Origin of the sequence: Ancylomarina salipaludis (assembly GCF_004122035.1) — a bacterium.
Taxonomy (GTDB): domain Bacteria; phylum Bacteroidota; class Bacteroidia; order Bacteroidales; family Marinifilaceae; genus Ancylomarina; species Ancylomarina salipaludis.
On record NZ_SAXA01000002.1, the window covers coordinates 459,618 to 479,461 of the forward strand.

Here is a 19,844-nt window from a genome sequence, read left to right on the forward strand (position 1 = left end):
TTTGCAGGTGTTTAAGTTTTAGTTTTTTATAAAACAACTGCATAAAAAGACCGATCTTTTGATCGGCCTTTTCAAACAAATTCAGATCCAGTTATCGCATTGGATACTTGTTGATTATTTCTTCCGGGTTCAATAAGAAATCCAGATACTGAGCCCGATAATACACGTCGGACGATTTCAGTTTATTGTCGGAGAGTTTACCTTGAAATTCTTTGATTGTTTTGTATCCTTTCTGATCCATCCACATTTCTAAATCAGAGAGAATCTCTGTAATATATGAAGGGGTATTTTTATAAATAGCACTGACCATTTGGACTACATCTGCTCCGCTTAAAAGCATTTGAACCACATCCTCAAATGTATAGATACCGTTAGTCCCGCATAATTGAGCTTTAATTTTATTGTGAAGTAAACCTACATAACGAAGTCCCAATTTGAAATCTCCCCTATGGCTTAAATTGAAACGGGTGATGTGGCTTTGCGTTTCGATATTCACTTCAGGTTGGAATAGGCGGTTAAACAGAGCGAATGATGATGCTCCGGCTTTATCAAGTCGATTTACAAAGTTTAAGGTATTGGTATAATAGGGACTCAGTTTAATGCAGAAAGGAATTTTTAATCTCTTTTTAAGGGTTTTGACGATTTTTATTTTTTCGTCTTCAATTTCTGCTGCCGTTTTATCCATATCGGTTGGCATGGAATAGAAGTTTAGTTCCAGGGCATCAACGCCTGCATCTTCCAATTGCTTGGCATAATCGAACCAGGTAACGTCGTAAATACAGTTTAAACTGGCTATAACCGGAATGGATATATTTTTTTTGACATCGATTAATTTCAGAATATGAGCCGTGGGACCCGCGTGTTCTAATGTTGGGAACAGAGATATCATTTCAGCGTTTCGTTCGGTGTACAAATCGAGTTCATCATCGAGCTGAGCTCGCTCCATTTGAATCTGTTCCTCAAAAAGAGATTTGTATACAATAGCACCAGCGCCGGCTCGTTCAAGTTCTCTTGCACCTTCTACAGTTGCCGATAGGGTACAGGCTCCGACAATAATGGGGTTTCTTAATTTAAGCCCCATGAATTCTACATTTAAATTTGCCATATGATTTAGGATTTAATTTTTCGGGTCCATCTAAATTAATCAATCCAAGTGAATAATTCAATAGATGAAAAATATCATTAATTGCATGGTAATCAATATGTAGTGTTTTTGTTGTTGTTAATATAGGATTGTGAGGTCTTATTTGTGTTTTTTATTTCATATAAAATTAATACTTAACAGGTTTAAAGGATTATATACAAAAAAATGCCCGATTTGAAAGTATCGGGCATTTTCCTATTTCTTATAATCTCTTGTAAGTACTCATTTTGTGAGCATGGCCCATTTTTAAAACTGTTTGGCTTTCGAAAACGTAATCCATTGAATTATCTTCAGGTTGTTTGTGTTCGTGATTACAATTCTCATGTCCATGTTCTTCTTGGGGATGTTTTAAAATGATATGACCTTCCTTAAGCTCGAAAAGGCCTTTTTCAAGTAAGTTCTCATTCTTGTAAAATAGCCATTGCATGTCATTAGTAAATTCGACAACAATTTTGACATCGCTACTTCCACTGTTTTGCCATTTACCTATTATCAGTTCCGAATCGGTTTTGCTAGCACAAGAACTAGTTACTATTACAGTTACGAATAGAACTGCTAAAATTTTAAATAATGATTTCATAATTTAATATTTGGGTTAGTTACCAAAGCTAAACAAATCCTGGATATTTAAGTTCATTTAGAAAATCATAAGCCTAAATATTTATCACTATTAGTTTAAGGATCCACAATGTTGATCTTCCAGCCCATATTATTATGAATATCGCATTGATAATACAGCAAATCTGGATGTGTACCGTTAGGGGTAAAGGAAAGTGTTCCACTTGTTGTCATACTGTTAGTCACCCCATTGGTTACCTCGCCAGATCCACCACCAACAGTACTGGTAGATATGTAAAATGGATGACCAGGTGTACTGACACTAAAAGTATAAGTTGTTCCACGTGTTAGGGTTAACTCCTTACCTTGCTCACCATTAATGGTGAATCCCTCTGAATGACCTGTCTGGAAATAGGGATGAGCACTGGTTTTTACTGAAACCCTTACAGTAAAATCAGGTGTTACTGGTCCGGGGCCGGGTCCAGGTCCAGGATCTGGGTCAGGATCACTACCACCTCCACCGCTACAGGCTGTGAAAAATGCCAGAGCAATTAGCATTAAAAGCGTTTGAATTTTTTTCATTTGTCCTCTGTTTTTAAATTATTATTTAAGACAGGATTTCGTCGTACTACTAAGTTACAAATAAATACAGACACAAATGTCTTTTATTTATTGAAAATGAGGTGTTTTTATCCTCTTAAAATGTTTAAAACAGAGATAATAAAAAGGTCGATTCCCGAGAGAATCGACCTTTTATATTTAAGCGCGATGGATTTACTCTTCAGTAAAATCCAGAGCAGCTTGACGCTTGTAAGATTTGTATCTCCACAATGCATTTTCCTCAGCAGCTTTAAATAATTCTTTAGCTCTTTCTGGGAAAGATTTCTGTAATGAAGTATAACGAACTTCACCTAACAAGAAATCCTGGAACTTAGACCAATCCGGCTCTTTTGAGTCAAGAGTGAATGGGTTCTTTCCTTCAGCTTCCAATAGTGGATTGTGACGGAATAAGTGCCAGTATCCAGCTTCAACAGCTTTCTTCTCTTCCAGTTGAGATTTACCCATAGAAGCTTTCAAACCGTGAGATATACATGGTGAATAAGCAATGATCAATGATGGTCCAGGGAAGGCCTCAGCCTCTTTAACCGCTTTCATATATTGAGCGTGGTTTGCACCCATGGCAACCTGAGCTACATATACGTAACCGTAAGAAGCAGCCATCATACCAAGATCTTTCTTTCTGATTACTTTACCGGCAGCAGCGAATTTCGCTACAGCACCTACCGGAGTTGCTTTAGAAGCCTGTCCACCAGTGTTAGAGTAAATCTCAGTATCCATTACCAATACATTCACATCTTCACCAGAAGCAAGAACGTGATCTAATCCACCGTATCCGATATCGTAAGCCCATCCGTCACCACCGAAAATCCATTGAGACTTCTTAACCAAGTAGTTCTTAAGATTTTTGATTTCTTTAGCAACTTCATGAGTTTCGTTTTCAAGTGCAGCAAGAACTTTATCAGATGCAGCTACAGAAGCTTCACCATTGTTCTTATTTTCCAACCACTCTGTAAATGCAGCTTTAGTTTCAGCATTTACTGCGTCGATAGCAGCTTCCATTCGCAAAGCGATACGGTTACGCATCTTGCGAACACCTTCGTTCATACCGAAACCGAATTCAGCATTATCTTCGAATAAAGAGTTAGCCCAAGCTGGACCTTTACCACTTTTATCGTTTTTACAGTAAGGTGTAGATGGAGCAGAACCGCCATAGATTGAAGAACAACCTGTTGCATTAGATACCATCATTCTCTCACCAAACAATTGAGTGATCAATTTGATATATGGTGTTTCACCACAACCCGCACAAGCTCCTGAGAATTCGAATAATGGCTGAGCAAATTGTGAATTCTTCACATTATTTTTAGGAAGTAATTCCTTGTAACCAACTGTTTGGTCCATATATTGCCATCTTTCTTTCTCATCCAATTGAGTTTCAAGATGCTTCATTTCAAGAGCTTTCGCTTTTGGAGCAGGACAAACATCAGCACAGTTTCCACAACCGGTACAGTCTTCAACAGCAACCTGAATACGGAAGTGAAGACCTTTAAGATCTTTACCTGTAGCAGGCTTAACAGCTGTTCCGGCAGGAGCGGCAGCTAATTCTTCGTCAGTCAATAGGAAAGGACGAATAGCAGCGTGAGGACAAACGTAAGCACACTGGTTACACTGAATACAAGTTTCGTCTTGCCACTCAGGAACGTTAATTGCGATACCACGCTTTTCAAATTTAGTAGTTCCGTTAGGGAAAGTACCATCTTCACGACCAGAGAAAGCAGAAACAGGAAGATCATCACCTTTCTGAGCATTCATTGGATCACAAACTTCAGCAACGAACTTCGGACGGTTGTTTGTAGAAGCAGCCTCAATTGTGTCTGAAAGATTTTTCCAATCAGCTGAAACAGGAACTTCAATAACATTTTGCCCACCAGCATCAACAGCAGCGAAGTTCATGTTAACTACTTTTTCACCTTTGTTACCATATGATTTAACAATGGCTTTCTTCATTTCTTCAGCAGCTTGCTCGAAAGGAATTACACCGGTGATTTTAAAGAAAGCAGCTTGCATAATCGCATTGGTACGGTTACCAAGACCTAGTTCTTCACCTAATTTAGTACCGTTGATAATGTAGAATTTAATCTCATTTTCAGCCATGTACTTTTTCATATGATCAGGAAGGTGCTTAATAGTCTCTTCAACATCATAGATCGAGTTCAATAGGAAAGAACCACCTTTTTTCAAACCTTTCAATACGTCGTATAAATATACGTAAGCAGGAACGTGACATGCAACGAAGTCAGGAGTTGTTACCAGGTAAGTCGAACGGATTGGCTCATCACCGAAACGAAGGTGAGAAGCAGTAAAACCACCTGATTTTTTAGAGTCATAAGCAAAATAAGCTTGACAATACTTATCAGTTGAACCACCAATAATTTTGATCGAGTTCTTGTTTGCACCTACAGTACCATCTGAACCTAAACCATAGAATTTTGCTTCGTAAAGAGACTCAGAATTTACTTTAACTTCTTCCAATAATGGAAGCGAAGTGAAGGTTACATCATCAACAATACCTAAAGTAAATTGATTCTTTGGCTCGTTCATTGCAAGGTTGTTGTAAACCGAAATGATTTGAGATGGAGTTACATCTTTAGAACCTAAACCGTAACGACCACCAACAATAAGAGGAGCATTTTCCTCACCATAGAATATATCTCTTACATCAAGGTATAATGGATCTCCGTTAGCACCAGTTTCCTTAGTACGATCAAGAACACAAATACGTTTAACAGATGCAGGAATAACTGCTTTGAAGTGCTTAGCAGAGAATGGACGGTATAAGTGAACGCATACCAAACCAACTTTCTCACCATTTGCATTTTTGAAATCAACAACTTCCTTAATCGTTTCGTTAACAGATCCCATAGCGATGATGATGTTTTCAGCATTCTCAGCACCATAATACATGAATGGCTTGTACTCACGACCTGTGATTTTAGTCATTTCTTTCATGTAGTCTGCTACGATGTCCGGAACCGCATTGTAGAATGGGTTTGCAGCTTCACGAGCCTGGAAGTATACGTCAGGATTCTGAGCAGTACCTCTGGTAACAGGAGTTTCTGGATTTAATGCACGATCACGGAATGCTTGTAAAGCTTCATGGTCAACAAGATCTCTCATGTCTTCCATATCAATAGCTTCAATCTTTTGGATTTCGTGTGATGTACGGAAACCATCGAAGAAGTTCATGAATGGAACTCTTGATTTGATTGCTGTCAGATGAGATACAGCAGATAGGTCCATTACCTCTTGTACAGAACCTGAAGCTAACATAGCGAATCCGGTCTGACGAGCAGAATAAACATCAGAGTGATCACCAAAGATAGATAATGCCTGAGCAGCAAGAGCACGAGCACTAACGTGGAATACACATGGTAATAACTCACCAGCAATTTTATACATATTAGGAATCATCAACAATAATCCCTGAGATGCAGTATAAGTTGTTGTTAAAGCACCGGCTTGCAATGCACCGTGAACCGCACCTGCAGCACCGGCTTCTGATTGCATTTCTACTAATTGTACGGTTTCGCCAAATAGATTTTTACGTCCTTGTGCAGCCCACTCGTCAACATTTTCAGCCATAGGCGAAGATGGTGTGATAGGGTAGATACACGACACCTCGCTAAACATATACGCAATATGTGCAGCAGCGGCATTACCATCGCAGGTAATGAATTTTTTCTCTTTTGCCATTTTACTCCTCCAATTAAAATTTTATTTATGGTAGATGTTATATATTTATTTGAATAAATATCAGTTTGATAAACTTGTATTCAAGTTGATTGTTCTAGTATAAGAATCCAAACAGCCATAGGGGGATTGTGTTTCCTTCGCCACGCTCAATCATATCGGCGGCGACGAAATAATCTCCGGTCTTATATCTGGGTTCGCTTGTTTCCGAATTGTCTTTTATTTCAAAATTGAATTTTTCATCCACTAAAAAATGCCCTCTGTCCGTACTTGTTAAAATGCTCCCGACACCGACTTGGTTGTAGAAAAAAGTTTCTCGCAAGCTATTTTCTGAAACACTATCGGGTGAGATTGCAAAAAGTAAATTGGTATTATGCAGATAGACTTTATTGGGTTTTTTTAGTTTTTCCTTATCTTCTTCTGAAGAGTTTAATAAGTTGATTAATCGGGCATTTTTCAAATACCCAAGGTAATTCATTATCGTTGCTCTCGATGTTTCAACATCGTTGGCAAGTTTGCTGACATTGGGTTGAAAAGGTGCGTTGCAAGCTATAATGTAAAGAAGTTTTTTCAGCTTTGTCAAATATTTTAATTCGATTTGATTCAAATATGTAATATCGAATTCCAACATTAGGTTGATAATTTTAAGCAAATTATCAATAAAACTCTTCTCTTCAAGATAACAAGGGTAATAACCAAATTTCAGATAGTCGTTGAAAAATGCAAGAGGGCGAACTTTTGTTAAGATAGTCTCAACAATTGATTCGTGATTCTTCACGATTTCATCCAGACTATAGCGTTTAAATTCACATCCCGCTTCATGGTTTAAAAATTCACGAAAGGATAAACCTTGTAAATAGTAAATGCTAACACAAGATTCTAAATGTTCGTTGGTTTTGACACGAAGTATTGATGAGGCTGTAAAGATGATTTGTAAATCCTGATAATTATCGTAACAAATTCTCAGGTCTTTAGCCCAATCAGGGTATTTATGAATTTGGTCGAGTAGTAAAGTTTTGCCCCCTTTTTTGTAGAATTCATCTACAAAGGAAACCAAGCCTCGTTCGGTGAAAAATAAGTTGTTAAGGTTGATATATAAGCAAGACTTATCATTCTCGCGATTATTTTCTCGTATATAGTCCAACAGGAAGGTGGTTTTTCCCACTCCTCTTGAACCTTTAATAGCTATTAAACGCTGGTTCCAGTCAATCTCTTTGCCTAGTTCACGTTTAATAGTACTTCTTTTATTCTTGAGTAAACTACAATGAGTTTGTAATAGCGTATTCATTTTCTTAAAATTTACTCTACAAATCTAAAAAATAAAACCCCATAGTTGCAATCTTGAGATTACAATTATCGGTTTGAATTGGAATTTATACTTGATAAAAATAAAAAAGGAACTATGCTGGTTAGCACAGTTCCTTTTTTATGTAATAAGCTTAAAGCTTTATAATTCAATAATGAAATTCAAAAACCCTTTATTTTAGGACAAAATTTCTGATGAAATTCTATTTTTTACTGGGCAATTTTTATTCATTCATAATTATTTATCATTCATCGAAATCAGAAATTCTTCATTCGAACTGGTCTTGCGCATTCTGTCGCTAATAAACTGCATGGCCTCAATTGAGTTCATATCAGTTAAGAAGTTTCGAAGTACCCAAATACGGTTTAGCTGGCCTTCATCAAGTAATAAATCTTCACGACGCGTACTTGAAGCTGTAAGATCCACAGCAGGGTAGATACGCTTGTTTGATAATTTACGATCTAACTGAAGTTCCATATTACCCGTTCCTTTAAATTCTTCGAAGATAACTTCGTCCATTTTTGAACCGGTTTCAGTTAATGCCGTTGCTAAAATGGTAAGAGAACCCCCATTTTCGATATTACGAGCAGCACCAAAGAAACGTTTAGGCTTGTGAAGTGCGTTTGCATCAACACCACCTGAAAGAACTTTACCTGATGCAGGTGATACGGTATTATAAGCACGTGCCAAACGTGTAATCGAGTCAAGAAGAATCACAACATCATGTCCACACTCTACCATACGTTTTGCTTTTTCAAGTACGATATTGGCAACACGTACGTGACGTTCTGCTGGCTCATCGAAAGTAGAGGAGATAACCTCAGCATTTACTGAACGTGCCATGTCAGTAACCTCTTCAGGACGCTCATCGATCAAAAGAATAATCATATAAGCTTCCGGATTATTAGCCGCAATTGCATTGGCAATTTCTTTTAATAAAACGGTTTTACCTGTTTTGGGTTGTGCAACGATCAAACCACGCTGACCTTTCCCAATTGGAGCAAACATGTCAACAACACGAGTTGAAAGACTGCTTTTACCATTTCCGGTTAGGTTGAATTTTTCATCAGGAAAAAGTGGCGTCAAATGGTCGAATGGTACACGGTCACGAATGACTTCTGGCAAACGTCCGTTGATTTTCTCAACTTTAATCAGTGGGAAATATTTTTCACCTTCTTTAGGAGGACGAATTGTACCCTGTACAGTATCACCGGTTTTTAAACCAAAAAGTTTAATTTGCGATTGTGATACATAGATATCGTCAGGAGAGTTTAGATAGTTGAAATCTGATGAACGAAGGAATCCGTATCCGTCTTGCATAATTTCAAGCACACCAGAGTTGCTGATGATGCCATCAAACTCAAACGGTCTTTCTTTCTCACGACGTTCAAAACGTTTTTTACCTTGAGGGGCTCTGTCCTGTTGCGATTTTTCTTGTGGAGCTCTTTCTTGAGCTGGTTTTTCCTCATGAGCTGTTTCTTTCGCCACCTCTGCTTTTGGAGCGTAATCTTCTTCAGTGTTTTTATTCTGAATGTCAGACTCAGTTTTTACCTGCTCTTTTACAACTGCTTCGCTTTTCTGAAGGTTTTCACGTTGCATTTTGTCAGCTGGACGAGAATCTTCACGTCTTCTACGAGGATTAGGTTTACGAACTTCTCTAATTTCTTTCTTTTCAGCTGCAACAGGTGCAGACTCTTCAAAAGTTTCAGTTGGTTCAGTTACTTGTTCAGTAACAATATCCTCTGCTGGCTTTCTTTTTTTACGCAATATTGATTTTCTAGGCTCTTCTTTTGTAAGAAGTTCATCGTCTTTTTTAGGATTGCGTTTGCGTATAGCTTTTTTATCAGAACTTTTCATTTCTGAAGCTACAATGGCTTGTTGATCAAGAATCTTATAGATTAAATCTTGCTTTTTGAAGGACTCAATTTTTTTTATATTAAGCTCTTTTGCAATATCTTTCAATTCAGGCACAAGCTTCTTGTTTAATTCAAGAATGTCGTACATAAATAATATTATTAAATATTTTGGATTTTATTATTTGATAGAAATATTATCTTCTTGGGAATTTGATTTTTCGATCTCAGAATGAGGAGACCTACTGGAATTCATTTGCAATATTACACAATAACTTGTTAAAACACAAAAAAAGTGTGCTATAATTCGATTATTGACTGTTGTGCATTGTATTAATTTATAAAGCATTACTTAAATTCGCGTCCTTTGATCTTTTTCTTTCTTTTTGAGATCTGTTATTACTGAGTTGATTTGCAAATATTTAAGTAATTGTTTGAAAATAGTTGGTATTTATTGTCAGGATTGTTTTTTTTTAATTCTAAATTAGTTAAGAAGGTGAAAATTATAGGTTTGTGATTTTGATTTTCACAATAAAATCTATTTCTTTAAGATAGCTAGTTGAAATTATGAGATCATTTTTAACCGATGCCCTAAATCCCCTAATCGAATATGAGACAGTTAAAAATTACGAAGCAAGTTACAAACAGAGAAACCCCATCTTTAGACAGATATTTGCAAGAAATTGGCAAGGTTGATCTTGTTACGGCCGAAGAGGAAGTTGCTCTAGCCAGACAAATAAAAAAAGGAAATAAAACGGCTCTCAATCGATTAATTAAAGCGAACCTGAGGTTTGTAGTTTCCGTTTCAAAGCAATATCAGAATCAAGGTTTAAGCTTGTCTGATTTAATCAATGAAGGGAATTTGGGTTTGATTAAGGCAGCTCAGCGATTTGATGAAACTCGTGGTTTTAAGTTTATTTCTTATGCCGTATGGTGGATTCGTCAATCTTTATTACAGGCCTTGGCAGAACAATCCCGTATTGTAAGATTACCGCTTAACAAGATTGGTTCGATTAATAAAATTAGCAAAACTCTGGCTCAACTGGAGCAGGAGTATCAACGTGAGCCGTCACCGGATGAGATTGCCAATGTTTTAGATATGAGTCCAAAGGATGTGAAGGAAGCGATTAAAGCGTCTGGCCGTCAGATTTCAATGGATGCGCCTATAAATTCGGAGGAAGATAATACCTTGTATGATATTCTTTTGAGTACTGATGAAGTGGGGCCTGATAAGACTTTATTAAGAGATTCCCTGATTATTGAGATTGAACGTTCTTTGTCAACTTTATCAAATAGGGAAGCTACCATTATACGCATGTATTTTGGTTTAAAAGGGAATCCTCCTTGCTCGCTTGAAGAGATTGGGAAGGAGTTTGATTTAACTCGTGAACGTGTACGCCAAATAAAAGAAAAGGCTATAAAAAAAATGAAATCTACTTTTAGGTCTAAGATCTTGAAAACTTATTTAGGATAGACTGTTTGTAAAAAGTTGAGATCAATATTTGAATAAGCACGCTGCATTAAGACAATGTAAGTGTGCTTTTTTATTGTTCAAATTCGCAGGCAAAAGTAATTTAGAAAGACAAGTTGAGCTATTTCTTATATCTTTGCATCAAAACAATTAAAAGCCCCTTAAACAGATGCAAACATTAATATCTCCCTCATTGTTAGCGGCCGATTTCATGAATTTGAAAGCCGATGTTGAAATGGTAAACAAGAGTGAAGCCGATTGGTTTCATCTTGATATTATGGACGGTGTTTTCGTACCTAATATCTCTTACGGACTTCCTGTGGTAGAGCAAATCAGCAAGATTGCAACCAAACCTCTTGATGTTCATTTGATGATTGTTGATCCTGATCGTTATATTGAGGCTTTCAAAAAAGCAGGTTCGGATATTTTAACCGTTCATTATGAAGCTTGTACTCACTTGCACCGTACGGTTCAGAATATTCATTCTCATGGCATGAAAGCAGGTGTTTCTTTAAATCCGCATACGCCTGTTTCTGTTCTTGAAGATATCATTCAGGATATTGATTTGGTTCTTTTGATGAGTGTGAATCCTGGTTTTGGAGGACAAAGTTTTATTGAGAATACCTATTCAAAAATTGAGAAGCTTAAAGCTTTAGTTGCTGAAAAGAACACAGAGCTTATTATTGAAATTGATGGTGGTGTGAATTTGGAGACGGGTAAAAAATTAGTTGAAGCCGGAGCTGATGCTTTGGTTGCGGGTAGTTTTGTTTTCAATTCTGAGAATCCAACACAAACTATTGCTGATTTAAAGCAGTTGTAAGCTGTATTTGAAACAAGGATATAAGAACGCCCGGTCTGTATAAGATCGGGCGTTCTCTTTTTATTCTGATTTGTAAACGTAATCTTGTAAGTAGCTAAAGGCAGGGGTGAGTTGTCCATCCTTTGTAATGCAGGCTTTTTCGATGATTTCATCGTCAGTATCTCCTAAAAGAGCAGGGAAGACGTGTTGGCTAAGCGCCCGACAAAAATCATCAGATGATTCCCGAGGCAATTCTCCCGGTAGATTATCCACAGCCATTACGGTTACATTTCTTTCGTCGACAAAGGGGATTGCTTCTTCCCCCGTGAAACGATCGTAGCCATAAAATGAATTGGCAATGGTTGAAGTTCTTATTGTAGATGGAATAGGCCCGTTCAAATCGCAACTGACATCGGCGATTACAGAAATTCGGAAATCCTCCTCTTTGTAATCTTCAGGAGTCATAAACTTAGGCGATTCAGGATCCCAATAATGGCAGGTAATAAGCAGATCGGTAACCTTGGTAAATGGTTTAAAGCTGGATTTATACAGTTTGGGGTGCGCATAAAAGTGCTTTAAATCAAATGCTTCTCCATCTATTCTTTCAACATAGTGTTCAGGATCCAAACGGCAAACCACAGGTTCGTTAAAATTCTGAGTTAGAAATTCATGTGGGGTAACTTCCCGAATATTCAAGACGTTTATCGTCTGCATAGCTCCTGTGGCTACACGTCCTCCACCCGTAACCAGTATTTTAATGGGGCGCAATTGTACTTTTTTCAAGTGAGCATACATTTCCGCCATATTTTCACAAGTTCGGGCGGGAGGTAAGTCAAAGGAATCGGTGCGCATACCTCGTGCACGCAATGCTTTGTAAGCACCGACTACACCAGCCCAATAGCCAAAGGCGACAACTCGTTTGCCATTTTTGTCGCAAAGGTATTCGTAATCGATAAGAGTAATATTGCGTTTTAAAATCTCCTGAAGGAGTTTTCTGTTATGAGCCTGCTCTTTGGCAGTATGCGAGAAAAAGAGGTATTTTTTATTGGGGATGAGGGTCGGAATGCTTACTTCTTTTACCCCAATAAGGATATCACATTCGCGTAGGTCCTCTGTTAAAAAGAAACCTGCTTTTCGATATTCAGCATCGGTATAGCAGCGGATATCACTGGGTTGAATAAAGATGCTTATGTTGGGATGTGATTTTAAAATATTCAGGCCTTGTTGAGGCGTAATCGCGACTCTTCTGTCTGGGGGGGTCTTGGTTTCCCGAAGTACCCCAATGCGTGTGGGTCTAATCATTTGTTGTATATCTGGCTTAATAGTTAGGTTAGAAAATCAAATTCTGTGGCTGATTTTCGTTAAGAATCACCAATTTAGTGATAATTGATAAGTTTTCGAAGAAAAAATAAGCTTAATCCAGCTGAATTTTCTAGCTTTGTACAAATTCTGGGGCTGACGTGGCTTTTGACAGCATGAAGAATTGGTATGTAAGCATGTCGAGCATTGTGTATCTGGCTCGTTAATATCAGGTCTCACACTTTTTAATTGGCGAAAATAACTACGCTCTTGCTGCCTAACCGAATTATAGTAGGTTAAGCTTCATCATCGCTCTAGGAGCGAAGACGAGACATCCCGCTTATGGTTCCACCTTGTTCCGGTAAGTATATGGGATGCTATCAATTCAGGGTTAGTCAGCTTCAAGCTTTGGGGAGTTGGCGAAATTTAAAAGATAAGGTTTAGTCTCGGGTGTCCTTTCCCAAACTAGATTCGAAAATCAAGAATGGAATAAGCATGTAGAAAGCTTATTGATCGCATGTTTGGACCAGGGTTCGATCCCCTGCAGCTCCACCAGAACATGGCTCAAGCGAGCAAACAAAAATGCCCAAATCATTATGATTTGGGCATTTTTTTTAAGTTAAAAATATCTTTTCGTCTATCTCTTAGATTATTGACACTACCAAATTGATTGAGTTCCCTTAGCAAGTCGATATCAACATCAGCAATCAAAATCATTTCGGTATTGGTAACGGCTTCAGCTTTAATACCATTGGCAGGAAATGAAAAATCACAAGGTGTAAAAACCATTGATTGTGCAAATTGAATATCCATATTATGAACGTTAGGCAAATTCCCTACGCTACCTGCTATGGCGACGTAGCATTCATTTTCAATGGCTCTTGATTGTGCACAATGTCGAACTCTGGAATAGCCATTTTGTGTGTCTGACAGAAATGGAACAAATAAAATATCCATACCATCATCTGCTAAAAGCCGGCATAATTCCGGAAATTGAACATCATAACATATCAGAATTCCTATTTTTCCGCAATCCGTGTCGAATGTTTTTAACTGACTACCGCCTTGCATGCCCCATATTTTTGCTTCGTCAGGAGTGACGTGTAGCTTTTCATAACTTTCAGTTGTCCCATCTCTTTTGCATAAATAGCCACGGTTGTAGAGAAAACCATCTTTCATTTCCGGCATACTTCCGGTAATGATATTGATATTGTAGGAAATAGCAAACTCTGAGAATTTCTGAACAATATTTGCGGTATGTTTTGAGAGTTCTCTGATTGCCTCCGATTCGGGAAGGTGATTGTTTTCTGCCATTAAAGGGGCATTGAAAAATTCAGGGAAAAGAGCAAAGTCTGCGCGGTAGCCCGAAACAGCATCAATAAAATACTCTGCCTGCTGCATCAGTTCTTCCAAATTATTGTACGGACGCATTTGCCATTGGATTAATCCCAGACGAATGTTTTTTTTCAAGCTAAGCGCTTTGGTTGGATGCTTTTGATAATAAATGTTATCCCATTCTAATAAGACAGCAAACTCATTTGATGCTTCATCACCTTCGAGATAGTTTTTTAAAACTTTTGAAGGGTGAAAATCGTTTGAAATCTGAAAGTTCAGAACGGGGTCGTTTATTTCCTTTCGTTTCACCTGTTCAATGTATTCTTTGGGTGAAATTTTATCCGAATACTTGTGATAGTTTGGTATTCTGCCTCCAAAAGCAATGCCTCTCAGATTGAGACGTTCGCACAATTCCTTTCTGTAATCGTAGAGTCTTCTGCCAAGTCTGAGACCCCGATATTCTGATTTTATAAAAATTTCAATTCCATACAGCACATCTCCTTCTGCAGTATGCGTGTTAAAGGTGTAATTCCCTGTTATTTTACTGTAAGTGTGGTGTTCATCATATTTGGCGTAATCCACAATTATCGACAAAGCACATCCAGCTAATTGATTATTAACTTTGATAACCACTTGACCTTCCGGAAATTTCCTGATTAAGGCCTTGATGTGTTTTTCAGACCAGTATGAATTTGGCATATTTTCGTATGCCTCAATCATAGCATGTTTCAATTCCTGATAATCATTCAAGGTTAAAAATTGCAGTTCGATATTTTCGATATCTTTTATCATCTTTTTTCAATTAAAAATAAATTTCAAAGTTTGCGTTGATGAATTCCTACTCAATTAAAATTAATCAATTTACTCTAGAAATGGGACTTTGATCTGTATTAATTGACTATTTCGATACAGAGAAAGGGGATGTTTTATTGGTTTTTGAACTCTAATTTTGGTGAATTGTTAGCCCATGACAATTCAGTAAAATTCATGAAGTTTAAAAGATAATAATTTGTTCTTCTATCTTTGTTAATTAATTAAGACTTATAAGAAGAAAATGCGCACAGACAAAATAGGGAAGTTGAAAGTCAAAAGATGGCAGGAGTTTTGGGTGACAACTTTTTGGCGTTACCCTAATCGATTGTTTGCTTTAAAGACGGCTATTGCAATGGCCGTTTTGGTCATTCCCTTTGTCGCTTTAGACCTTTCGTTTATTGGAGTAACTCTTGGCTTGGGAGCCTTGGCAGGTGCGCTTTCTGAAACTGATGATCACCCCAAGGGGCGAATAAAAGCCTTAATATTAAATCTGTTCAGTTTTGCCATTTCAAGTGCTTCTGTTGAGTTATTGCGTCCTTTCCCTATTTTGTTTGGGGTGGGGTTGGTGGGCTCAACACTTACCTTTATCATTCTTGGAGGTTTGGGTGAACGTTACCGAGGCGTAACTTTTGGGGCTTTACTGGTTGCTATTTATACCATGCTGGGATCTGATATTAGTCCTGAATGGTATTGGCAACCCCTTTTGTTACCCGCAGGAGCTCTTTGCTATGGGATTCTTTCTTTATTATTACTTATTTCGAGACCGTGGCGTTTATTGGAAGAACAATTGGCATTGGGATTTGAAAATCTATCGCTTTACATGAAAGAAAAGTCAAAACTTTTCCCCAGTGAAGCCAAAGTTCAGGAGAAGTTGATCAATAGCTTGTCTATGCAAAACATACAGGTGATTAATTCCCTGGAGAGCTGTAAGAATGTGTTGAATTCTTATGCTGACGCTTTGGATGATCAGAATATGCTTCGTCCTTATTTGCATCAATTTTTGTTACTGCAAAGCCTTCACGAAAGAGCCGCTTCGAGTCATGAGCGCTACGATTTATTGAGTAAAGATTCGGATAACCATGAGATGCTTGAAGGATTGGGGCAACTTCTGTTACAATTGTCACAGGCCTGCCATCAGTTGTCAAAAAGCTTACTTACCGGAACGGCATATCAGCATCCTATTTCCTTAAAATGGACGATAGCTGCCTTAGATGATCAAATTAAAAAGCAATTATCGAATCATGAGACTAACAATTTGTCTCTTTTACTGAAAAATTTAACGCAGTCGCACATCTCTTTACAGAATCTGAACTACAACGTAGAAACCGGTTTGCTTCCCCGTGTTGACCGTGATTCCCGTTCGTTATGGGAGCGTTTTACAGAGCAGCTAAACTGGGAGCATCCTCGTTTGCGTTATGCCATTCGATTAAGTACTTGTTTTTTGATCGGTTATATTCTTTTGAAATGCTTTAATATTGAGAAAGGGGATTGGATATTGCTGACCAGTTTATTTGTGTGCCAACCCAGTTACAGTGAAACCCGAAGGCGTCTGTTTCAGAGAATACTTGGCACGCTTAGTGGTGTAGTTGCTGGCGTATTAATTGTTCAGATTTTGCCAACAAAGGCGGGACAAACCCTGCTGATGCTAATGGCTGCTTATGCTTTTTTTGTTTGGCTTCGTAAGAATTATGCAGTTTCGGTTGTCTTTGTTACCATATTCGTAATCGCAGCTTTTAACCTGATAGCGGGTAAGGGGCTTATTGTTATGGGCCCTCGAATTATGGATACCATTATTGGTTCTGTTCTGGCAATAGCTGTGGTTCGTTTTTTATGGCCCGATTGGCAACACAAACATCTGCCAAATTTGTTGACAAAAGCTTTGGAAAAAAACAAGGTTTATTTCAGCTCCATTTTGAAGGAACATCGGGAACATCAGGTAGACGATTTGAATTATCGAATTGCCAGACATCGGGCGCATCAGGCTGATAATGCTTTGGTTTTGGCCTGGAAGAGTATGAAGTTGGAACCCCGAAAACAACAGAAATTCCAGAAACATGCTTTCTCATTAACTTATCTCAATCATGCTCTCTTGTCCTATCTTTCGGCCTTGGGTGCTCATAAGAATACGGCAGACTATATTAACAAGGAGCAAGGGGAAATGTATTTGAGAATTGAAAATGTATTGGATAGGGCTGTAAGAGCATTAAAGGAAAATGAACCTTGCGATTCCTCAATTGGCTTGCATGACTTCCTGAATGAATTGTCGATTCTGCTTACAACCTGTGAAAAAGGGGTTGAGCGACAAAAACTTGTTTTGCTTTATAATATTGCTGAGGTAAGCGAACAAATGCTGCAAGAAGCAAGTCTGATAACTAAAGAAAAATAAGCTAATATTGATGTTTAAGGATTTGAAACTAAAATGCCCAAATCGTTTTGATTTGGGCATTTGTTTTTTATTAGGTATACAATATTTTGGTGGTGATAATAAATTAACCTTCGGAATCTTTTTGTGACTTTTTATTTATATATGGTTAGATTATAAATAAGTAGAGAATAATTCATTAGAGTGTGAGAAATATTTGTGACTAAGGTTTTGTTTAGACTGTTCTTTCATAACGATATATATAATAAAAAAGACCCAGTCTGATTACAGAACTGGATCTTGATAACAAACTTGTCATGTTTACTGAACTTTGTTTATTAAAGCATTAATTATTTATCTTTTTTGTTTATAGTAATCCCTCCGCTGGTTAAATTACCTGCTATTTTTTCAACACTTCTGCCAATAACAAATCCTCCCAGACCAATTTCGAGTAAATCCCAAAATTTTGTTGGTAAATCTGCTGGGGGGAATCCAAATACTTTAGAGATAAAATATTCATAAATAACAATAAAACCAAAAGCTAACATGATAATTGGTCGCCAACTTCTTTGTAATTTATTACCGTTAACTTCTGCTAAAACAATATCTCTTTGGACATCCATCATTTTTGAGGCGAAATTAGTTATCACGCCCATAATCTCATTTTGTAGTTCCAAACGTTCTTTATCTGTAGTAACTAGTTTATCGATTATGCCTGATATTGCAGATCCGGTCTCTTTAATTAATCCCCCTTTTATATTATTAAATAGTCCCATGTGTATTAAAATTTCGGCATGATGCCTGTTTACTTTCTAAATTTCTAATTCTTATTGAATGATCGTTTAATCTACTTGTATTAACTTCTTCTCTAGTGTATAAATTTTTAATTTGTTCTGCTTGCTGAGTTGTAACCATGGTAAGCCTTTCAACAGAACTGATAAGGATATCCATTTTTGCACCAAAACGAGTTGCAATAATTCGAGCTGCTAATAATATCACAGAAAATCCTGTCGCTAATACTCCTGTAAGTATCCATATTTTAATAGTCTCCATTAAGTAATCCATTTTCTGTTAATATTGCTTTAATCACTTCTGGAGGATATAATTTTAGAGGGTTACTACCTGGACAAAGTTGTGCATGTGGCAAATCCTTAAATTTCTGCTGAAAATTACCTCCCCATGTTAAATCACACTCTTTTAATGCTTTAGCATAAGTATCCCAACCAGATTTGTAGTCACTATATTTCCACATGGGTTTACCTGATAATAAAGGGACAGCGTCAAAAGCTTCTCCATAAGCGTGAAAACTTTCTCCAGGAGCAGCATTAGTAACTGATTTTATTTGTTTTTGAGGACCAACATCTTTTATAATATCTGCTAAAAATCCAAAACCTCTACTTTCGAGTTTATTTATTTTATTCTCGATAAATTTCCAATCATGTGATTTCCGAAATAACACCGCCTGTTCTTCAAGTGGTCGCACTGTGCAATAGATTAGTAAACTAACACCATTTGTTTTACAGTATTCTTGAACAAGCCTTGCCTTTTTTTCCATTTCAGGTATAAGACTTTTTATACTTCTACTTGCCATAATTCTTTTTTAAATTGATTCATAATAATTGCTTTGTTATACCAAAACTGAAGCAAATTTGTAAAAGCTATTATTATTAAACAAGTTGATTTATAAGCAAGTACTAGGAGGAGTAAAACGTTTGTATATAGAATTTGTTCTTTACAGTTAAATTAGATGCTATCTGTTAATATTCAGTAAGTTTAATTAGTGGGAGTAAATTTTGTCTTTCATTCTAAAGAGAAATAGTTACAAGGTTTCTTTTTCTGATTTGTTTTTCATCAAAGACCAAATAATTACTGATATGATAATGTTAGACAAAAGATTCTTTTATGAAATACATGCATTTAATTCTTATTGGGAAATTGAGACTTAAGCTTTCTCATATTTTTTTGAATGGGGCTGTATAAAAATATAAGGCCTTTCCTAACAGATGCTTTGAGAGATGTGTTTATTGTGTTAATAGATAGCTTGTTGAGTATTGAAGCTTATATGTTATAAAAGTAAAGAATGTTAAAATAAACCAAAGATTAAACACCTTTTTGTTGCTCTCTAATATCTGATTTGTAATAAGTTAAATTGAAACCTATGTTTGTTTTTTATTTTCAAACAAAAACTGTGGGGAAACAGAATTTTGGAAATAGTCATGTAATTTTTTTTCGGAGTTTATATGATGATTCGCATATATGGGGAAAAGGCGAACAATAGTGAAGGTAGGTAAATAACAAAAGTCACTAAGTTTTCATATAAAAATGGAACTCACCTTTATTCGGTGAGATTAATTCATCATAACCAACACTTACATGCAAGAATTAAAAAAAAAGCAATCAATAAAAAAAAAACGATGCCACTTTCGACTAAAAAACATATTCATGCTATTCGCAGGTAGTGATAGAAAGTCGTATCGTTTTTTAAGCAAAAGTCAGATTTGGATATTCAAAAGTCTGCAGATAGGGGATTCATAAAAAGATGCAGAACGCATAAAAAATATTAATTATGGATAGTATAAAATACACAACAAAC

At 36.9% G+C, this 19,844-nt stretch carries 14 protein-coding genes and 1 other RNA gene; 4 read left to right on the forward strand and 11 right to left on the reverse strand.

Features of this window, described 5'->3' with window-relative positions:
* Nucleotides 1-91: 91 nt before the first annotated feature.
* From EO244_RS04155 to rho, 6 genes are all read right to left on the reverse strand, one after another.
* The gene (locus EO244_RS04155) at nucleotides 92-1,105 is read right to left on the reverse strand and encodes a dihydroorotate dehydrogenase-like protein (RefSeq protein ID WP_129253228.1); all 1,014 of its coding nucleotides are present in this window, start codon (nucleotides 1,103-1,105) and stop codon (nucleotides 92-94) included.
* Between the two features lie 241 nt (nucleotides 1,106-1,346).
* The gene (locus EO244_RS04160; protein ID WP_129253230.1) at nucleotides 1,347-1,724 is read right to left on the reverse strand and encodes a hypothetical protein; all 378 of its coding nucleotides are present in this window, start codon (nucleotides 1,722-1,724) and stop codon (nucleotides 1,347-1,349) included.
* Nucleotides 1,725-1,819: 95 nt separating this feature from the next.
* Nucleotides 1,820-2,284 (reverse strand): hypothetical protein, encoded by a 465-nt coding sequence (locus EO244_RS04165; protein ID WP_129253232.1) that lies wholly within the window; start codon nucleotides 2,282-2,284, stop codon nucleotides 1,820-1,822.
* A gap of 192 nt (nucleotides 2,285-2,476) precedes the next feature.
* Nucleotides 2,477-6,016 (reverse strand): pyruvate:ferredoxin (flavodoxin) oxidoreductase, encoded by a 3,540-nt coding sequence (gene nifJ / locus EO244_RS04170; RefSeq protein WP_129253234.1) that lies wholly within the window; start codon nucleotides 6,014-6,016, stop codon nucleotides 2,477-2,479.
* 94 nt (nucleotides 6,017-6,110) lie between these two features.
* Nucleotides 6,111-7,301, reverse strand: coding sequence for an ATP-binding protein (locus tag EO244_RS04175; RefSeq protein ID WP_129253236.1), 1,191 nt, complete (start codon nucleotides 7,299-7,301; stop codon nucleotides 6,111-6,113).
* A gap of 255 nt (nucleotides 7,302-7,556) precedes the next feature.
* A complete protein-coding gene (rho, locus tag EO244_RS04180; RefSeq protein ID WP_129253238.1) occupies nucleotides 7,557-9,323 on the reverse strand; it encodes a transcription termination factor Rho in 1,767 nt (588 codons plus the stop codon).
* A 459-nt stretch (nucleotides 9,324-9,782) separates the two neighbouring features.
* On the opposite strand from rho, the gene EO244_RS04185 reads away from it, so the two are divergent.
* A complete protein-coding gene (locus EO244_RS04185; protein ID WP_129253240.1) occupies nucleotides 9,783-10,646 on the forward strand; it encodes a sigma-70 family RNA polymerase sigma factor in 864 nt (287 codons plus the stop codon).
* Between the two features lie 166 nt (nucleotides 10,647-10,812).
* Nucleotides 10,813-11,463 carry a ribulose-phosphate 3-epimerase gene (gene rpe / locus EO244_RS04190; RefSeq protein ID WP_129253242.1) on the forward strand — a complete coding sequence of 217 codons (651 nt, stop codon included), beginning with the start codon at nucleotides 10,813-10,815 and terminating at the stop codon, nucleotides 11,461-11,463.
* A gap of 60 nt (nucleotides 11,464-11,523) precedes the next feature.
* On the opposite strand, the gene EO244_RS04195 is transcribed toward rpe, so the two are convergent.
* Nucleotides 11,524-12,744 (reverse strand): NAD(P)-dependent oxidoreductase, encoded by a 1,221-nt coding sequence (locus EO244_RS04195; protein WP_129253244.1) that lies wholly within the window; start codon nucleotides 12,742-12,744, stop codon nucleotides 11,524-11,526.
* Between the two features lie 149 nt (nucleotides 12,745-12,893).
* On the opposite strand from EO244_RS04195, the gene ssrA reads away from it, so the two are divergent.
* Nucleotides 12,894-13,296: a transfer-messenger RNA gene (ssrA, locus tag EO244_RS04200) on the forward strand.
* Nucleotides 13,297-13,335: 39 nt separating this feature from the next.
* Here ssrA and EO244_RS04205 read toward each other — a convergent pair.
* The gene (locus EO244_RS04205) at nucleotides 13,336-14,868 is read right to left on the reverse strand and encodes a carbon-nitrogen hydrolase family protein (RefSeq protein WP_129253245.1); all 1,533 of its coding nucleotides are present in this window, start codon (nucleotides 14,866-14,868) and stop codon (nucleotides 13,336-13,338) included.
* Nucleotides 14,869-15,130: 262 nt separating this feature from the next.
* On the opposite strand from EO244_RS04205, the gene yccS reads away from it, so the two are divergent.
* The gene (gene yccS / locus EO244_RS04210; protein WP_129253248.1) at nucleotides 15,131-17,275 is read left to right on the forward strand and encodes a YccS family putative transporter; all 2,145 of its coding nucleotides are present in this window, start codon (nucleotides 15,131-15,133) and stop codon (nucleotides 17,273-17,275) included.
* Nucleotides 17,276-17,601: 326 nt separating this feature from the next.
* Here the strand turns inward: yccS and EO244_RS04215 are convergent, their stop codons facing one another.
* From EO244_RS04215 to EO244_RS04225, 3 genes are read right to left on the reverse strand one after another with little or no spacing between them, the layout of a single operon-like run.
* The gene (locus EO244_RS04215) at nucleotides 17,602-18,027 is read right to left on the reverse strand and encodes a 3TM-type holin (protein WP_129253250.1); all 426 of its coding nucleotides are present in this window, start codon (nucleotides 18,025-18,027) and stop codon (nucleotides 17,602-17,604) included.
* Nucleotides 18,014-18,304 (reverse strand): hypothetical protein, encoded by a 291-nt coding sequence (locus tag EO244_RS04220; RefSeq protein WP_129253252.1) that lies wholly within the window; start codon nucleotides 18,302-18,304, stop codon nucleotides 18,014-18,016. Before EO244_RS04220 ends, EO244_RS04215 begins: the two co-directional genes overlap by 14 nt.
* On the reverse strand, nucleotides 18,291-18,842 hold the full coding sequence (locus EO244_RS04225; protein WP_129253254.1) for a M15 family metallopeptidase: 552 nt from the start codon (nucleotides 18,840-18,842) through the stop codon (nucleotides 18,291-18,293). Before EO244_RS04225 ends, EO244_RS04220 begins: the two co-directional genes overlap by 14 nt.
* Nucleotides 18,843-19,844: the final 1,002 nt, after the last annotated feature.

Excerpts from the sequence above, each read along its gene's own strand:
- EO244_RS04215 (WP_129253250.1), bottom strand. The coding sequence starts at position 18,027 with ATGGGACTATTTAATAATATAAAAGGGGGATTAATTAAAGAGACCGGA.
- EO244_RS04225 (WP_129253254.1), bottom strand. The coding sequence starts at position 18,842 with ATGGCAAGTAGAAGTATAAAAAGTCTTATACCTGAAATGGAAAAAAAG.
- nifJ (WP_129253234.1), bottom strand. The coding sequence starts at position 6,016 with ATGGCAAAAGAGAAAAAATTCATTACCTGCGATGGTAATGCCGCTGCT.
- EO244_RS04185 (WP_129253240.1), top strand. The coding sequence starts at position 9,783 with ATGAGACAGTTAAAAATTACGAAGCAAGTTACAAACAGAGAAACCCCA.
- EO244_RS04155 (WP_129253228.1), bottom strand. The coding sequence starts at position 1,105 with ATGGCAAATTTAAATGTAGAATTCATGGGGCTTAAATTAAGAAACCCC.
- yccS (WP_129253248.1), top strand. The coding sequence starts at position 15,131 with ATGCGCACAGACAAAATAGGGAAGTTGAAAGTCAAAAGATGGCAGGAG.
- EO244_RS04165 (WP_129253232.1), bottom strand. The coding sequence starts at position 2,284 with ATGAAAAAAATTCAAACGCTTTTAATGCTAATTGCTCTGGCATTTTTC.
- EO244_RS04205 (WP_129253245.1), bottom strand. The coding sequence starts at position 14,868 with ATGATAAAAGATATCGAAAATATCGAACTGCAATTTTTAACCTTGAAT.
- rpe (WP_129253242.1), top strand. The coding sequence starts at position 10,813 with ATGCAAACATTAATATCTCCCTCATTGTTAGCGGCCGATTTCATGAAT.
- rho (WP_129253238.1), bottom strand. The coding sequence starts at position 9,323 with ATGTACGACATTCTTGAATTAAACAAGAAGCTTGTGCCTGAATTGAAA.
- EO244_RS04220 (WP_129253252.1), bottom strand. The coding sequence starts at position 18,304 with ATGGAGACTATTAAAATATGGATACTTACAGGAGTATTAGCGACAGGA.
- EO244_RS04160 (WP_129253230.1), bottom strand. The coding sequence starts at position 1,724 with ATGAAATCATTATTTAAAATTTTAGCAGTTCTATTCGTAACTGTAATA.
- EO244_RS04175 (WP_129253236.1), bottom strand. The coding sequence starts at position 7,301 with ATGAATACGCTATTACAAACTCATTGTAGTTTACTCAAGAATAAAAGA.
- EO244_RS04195 (WP_129253244.1), bottom strand. The coding sequence starts at position 12,744 with ATGATTAGACCCACACGCATTGGGGTACTTCGGGAAACCAAGACCCCC.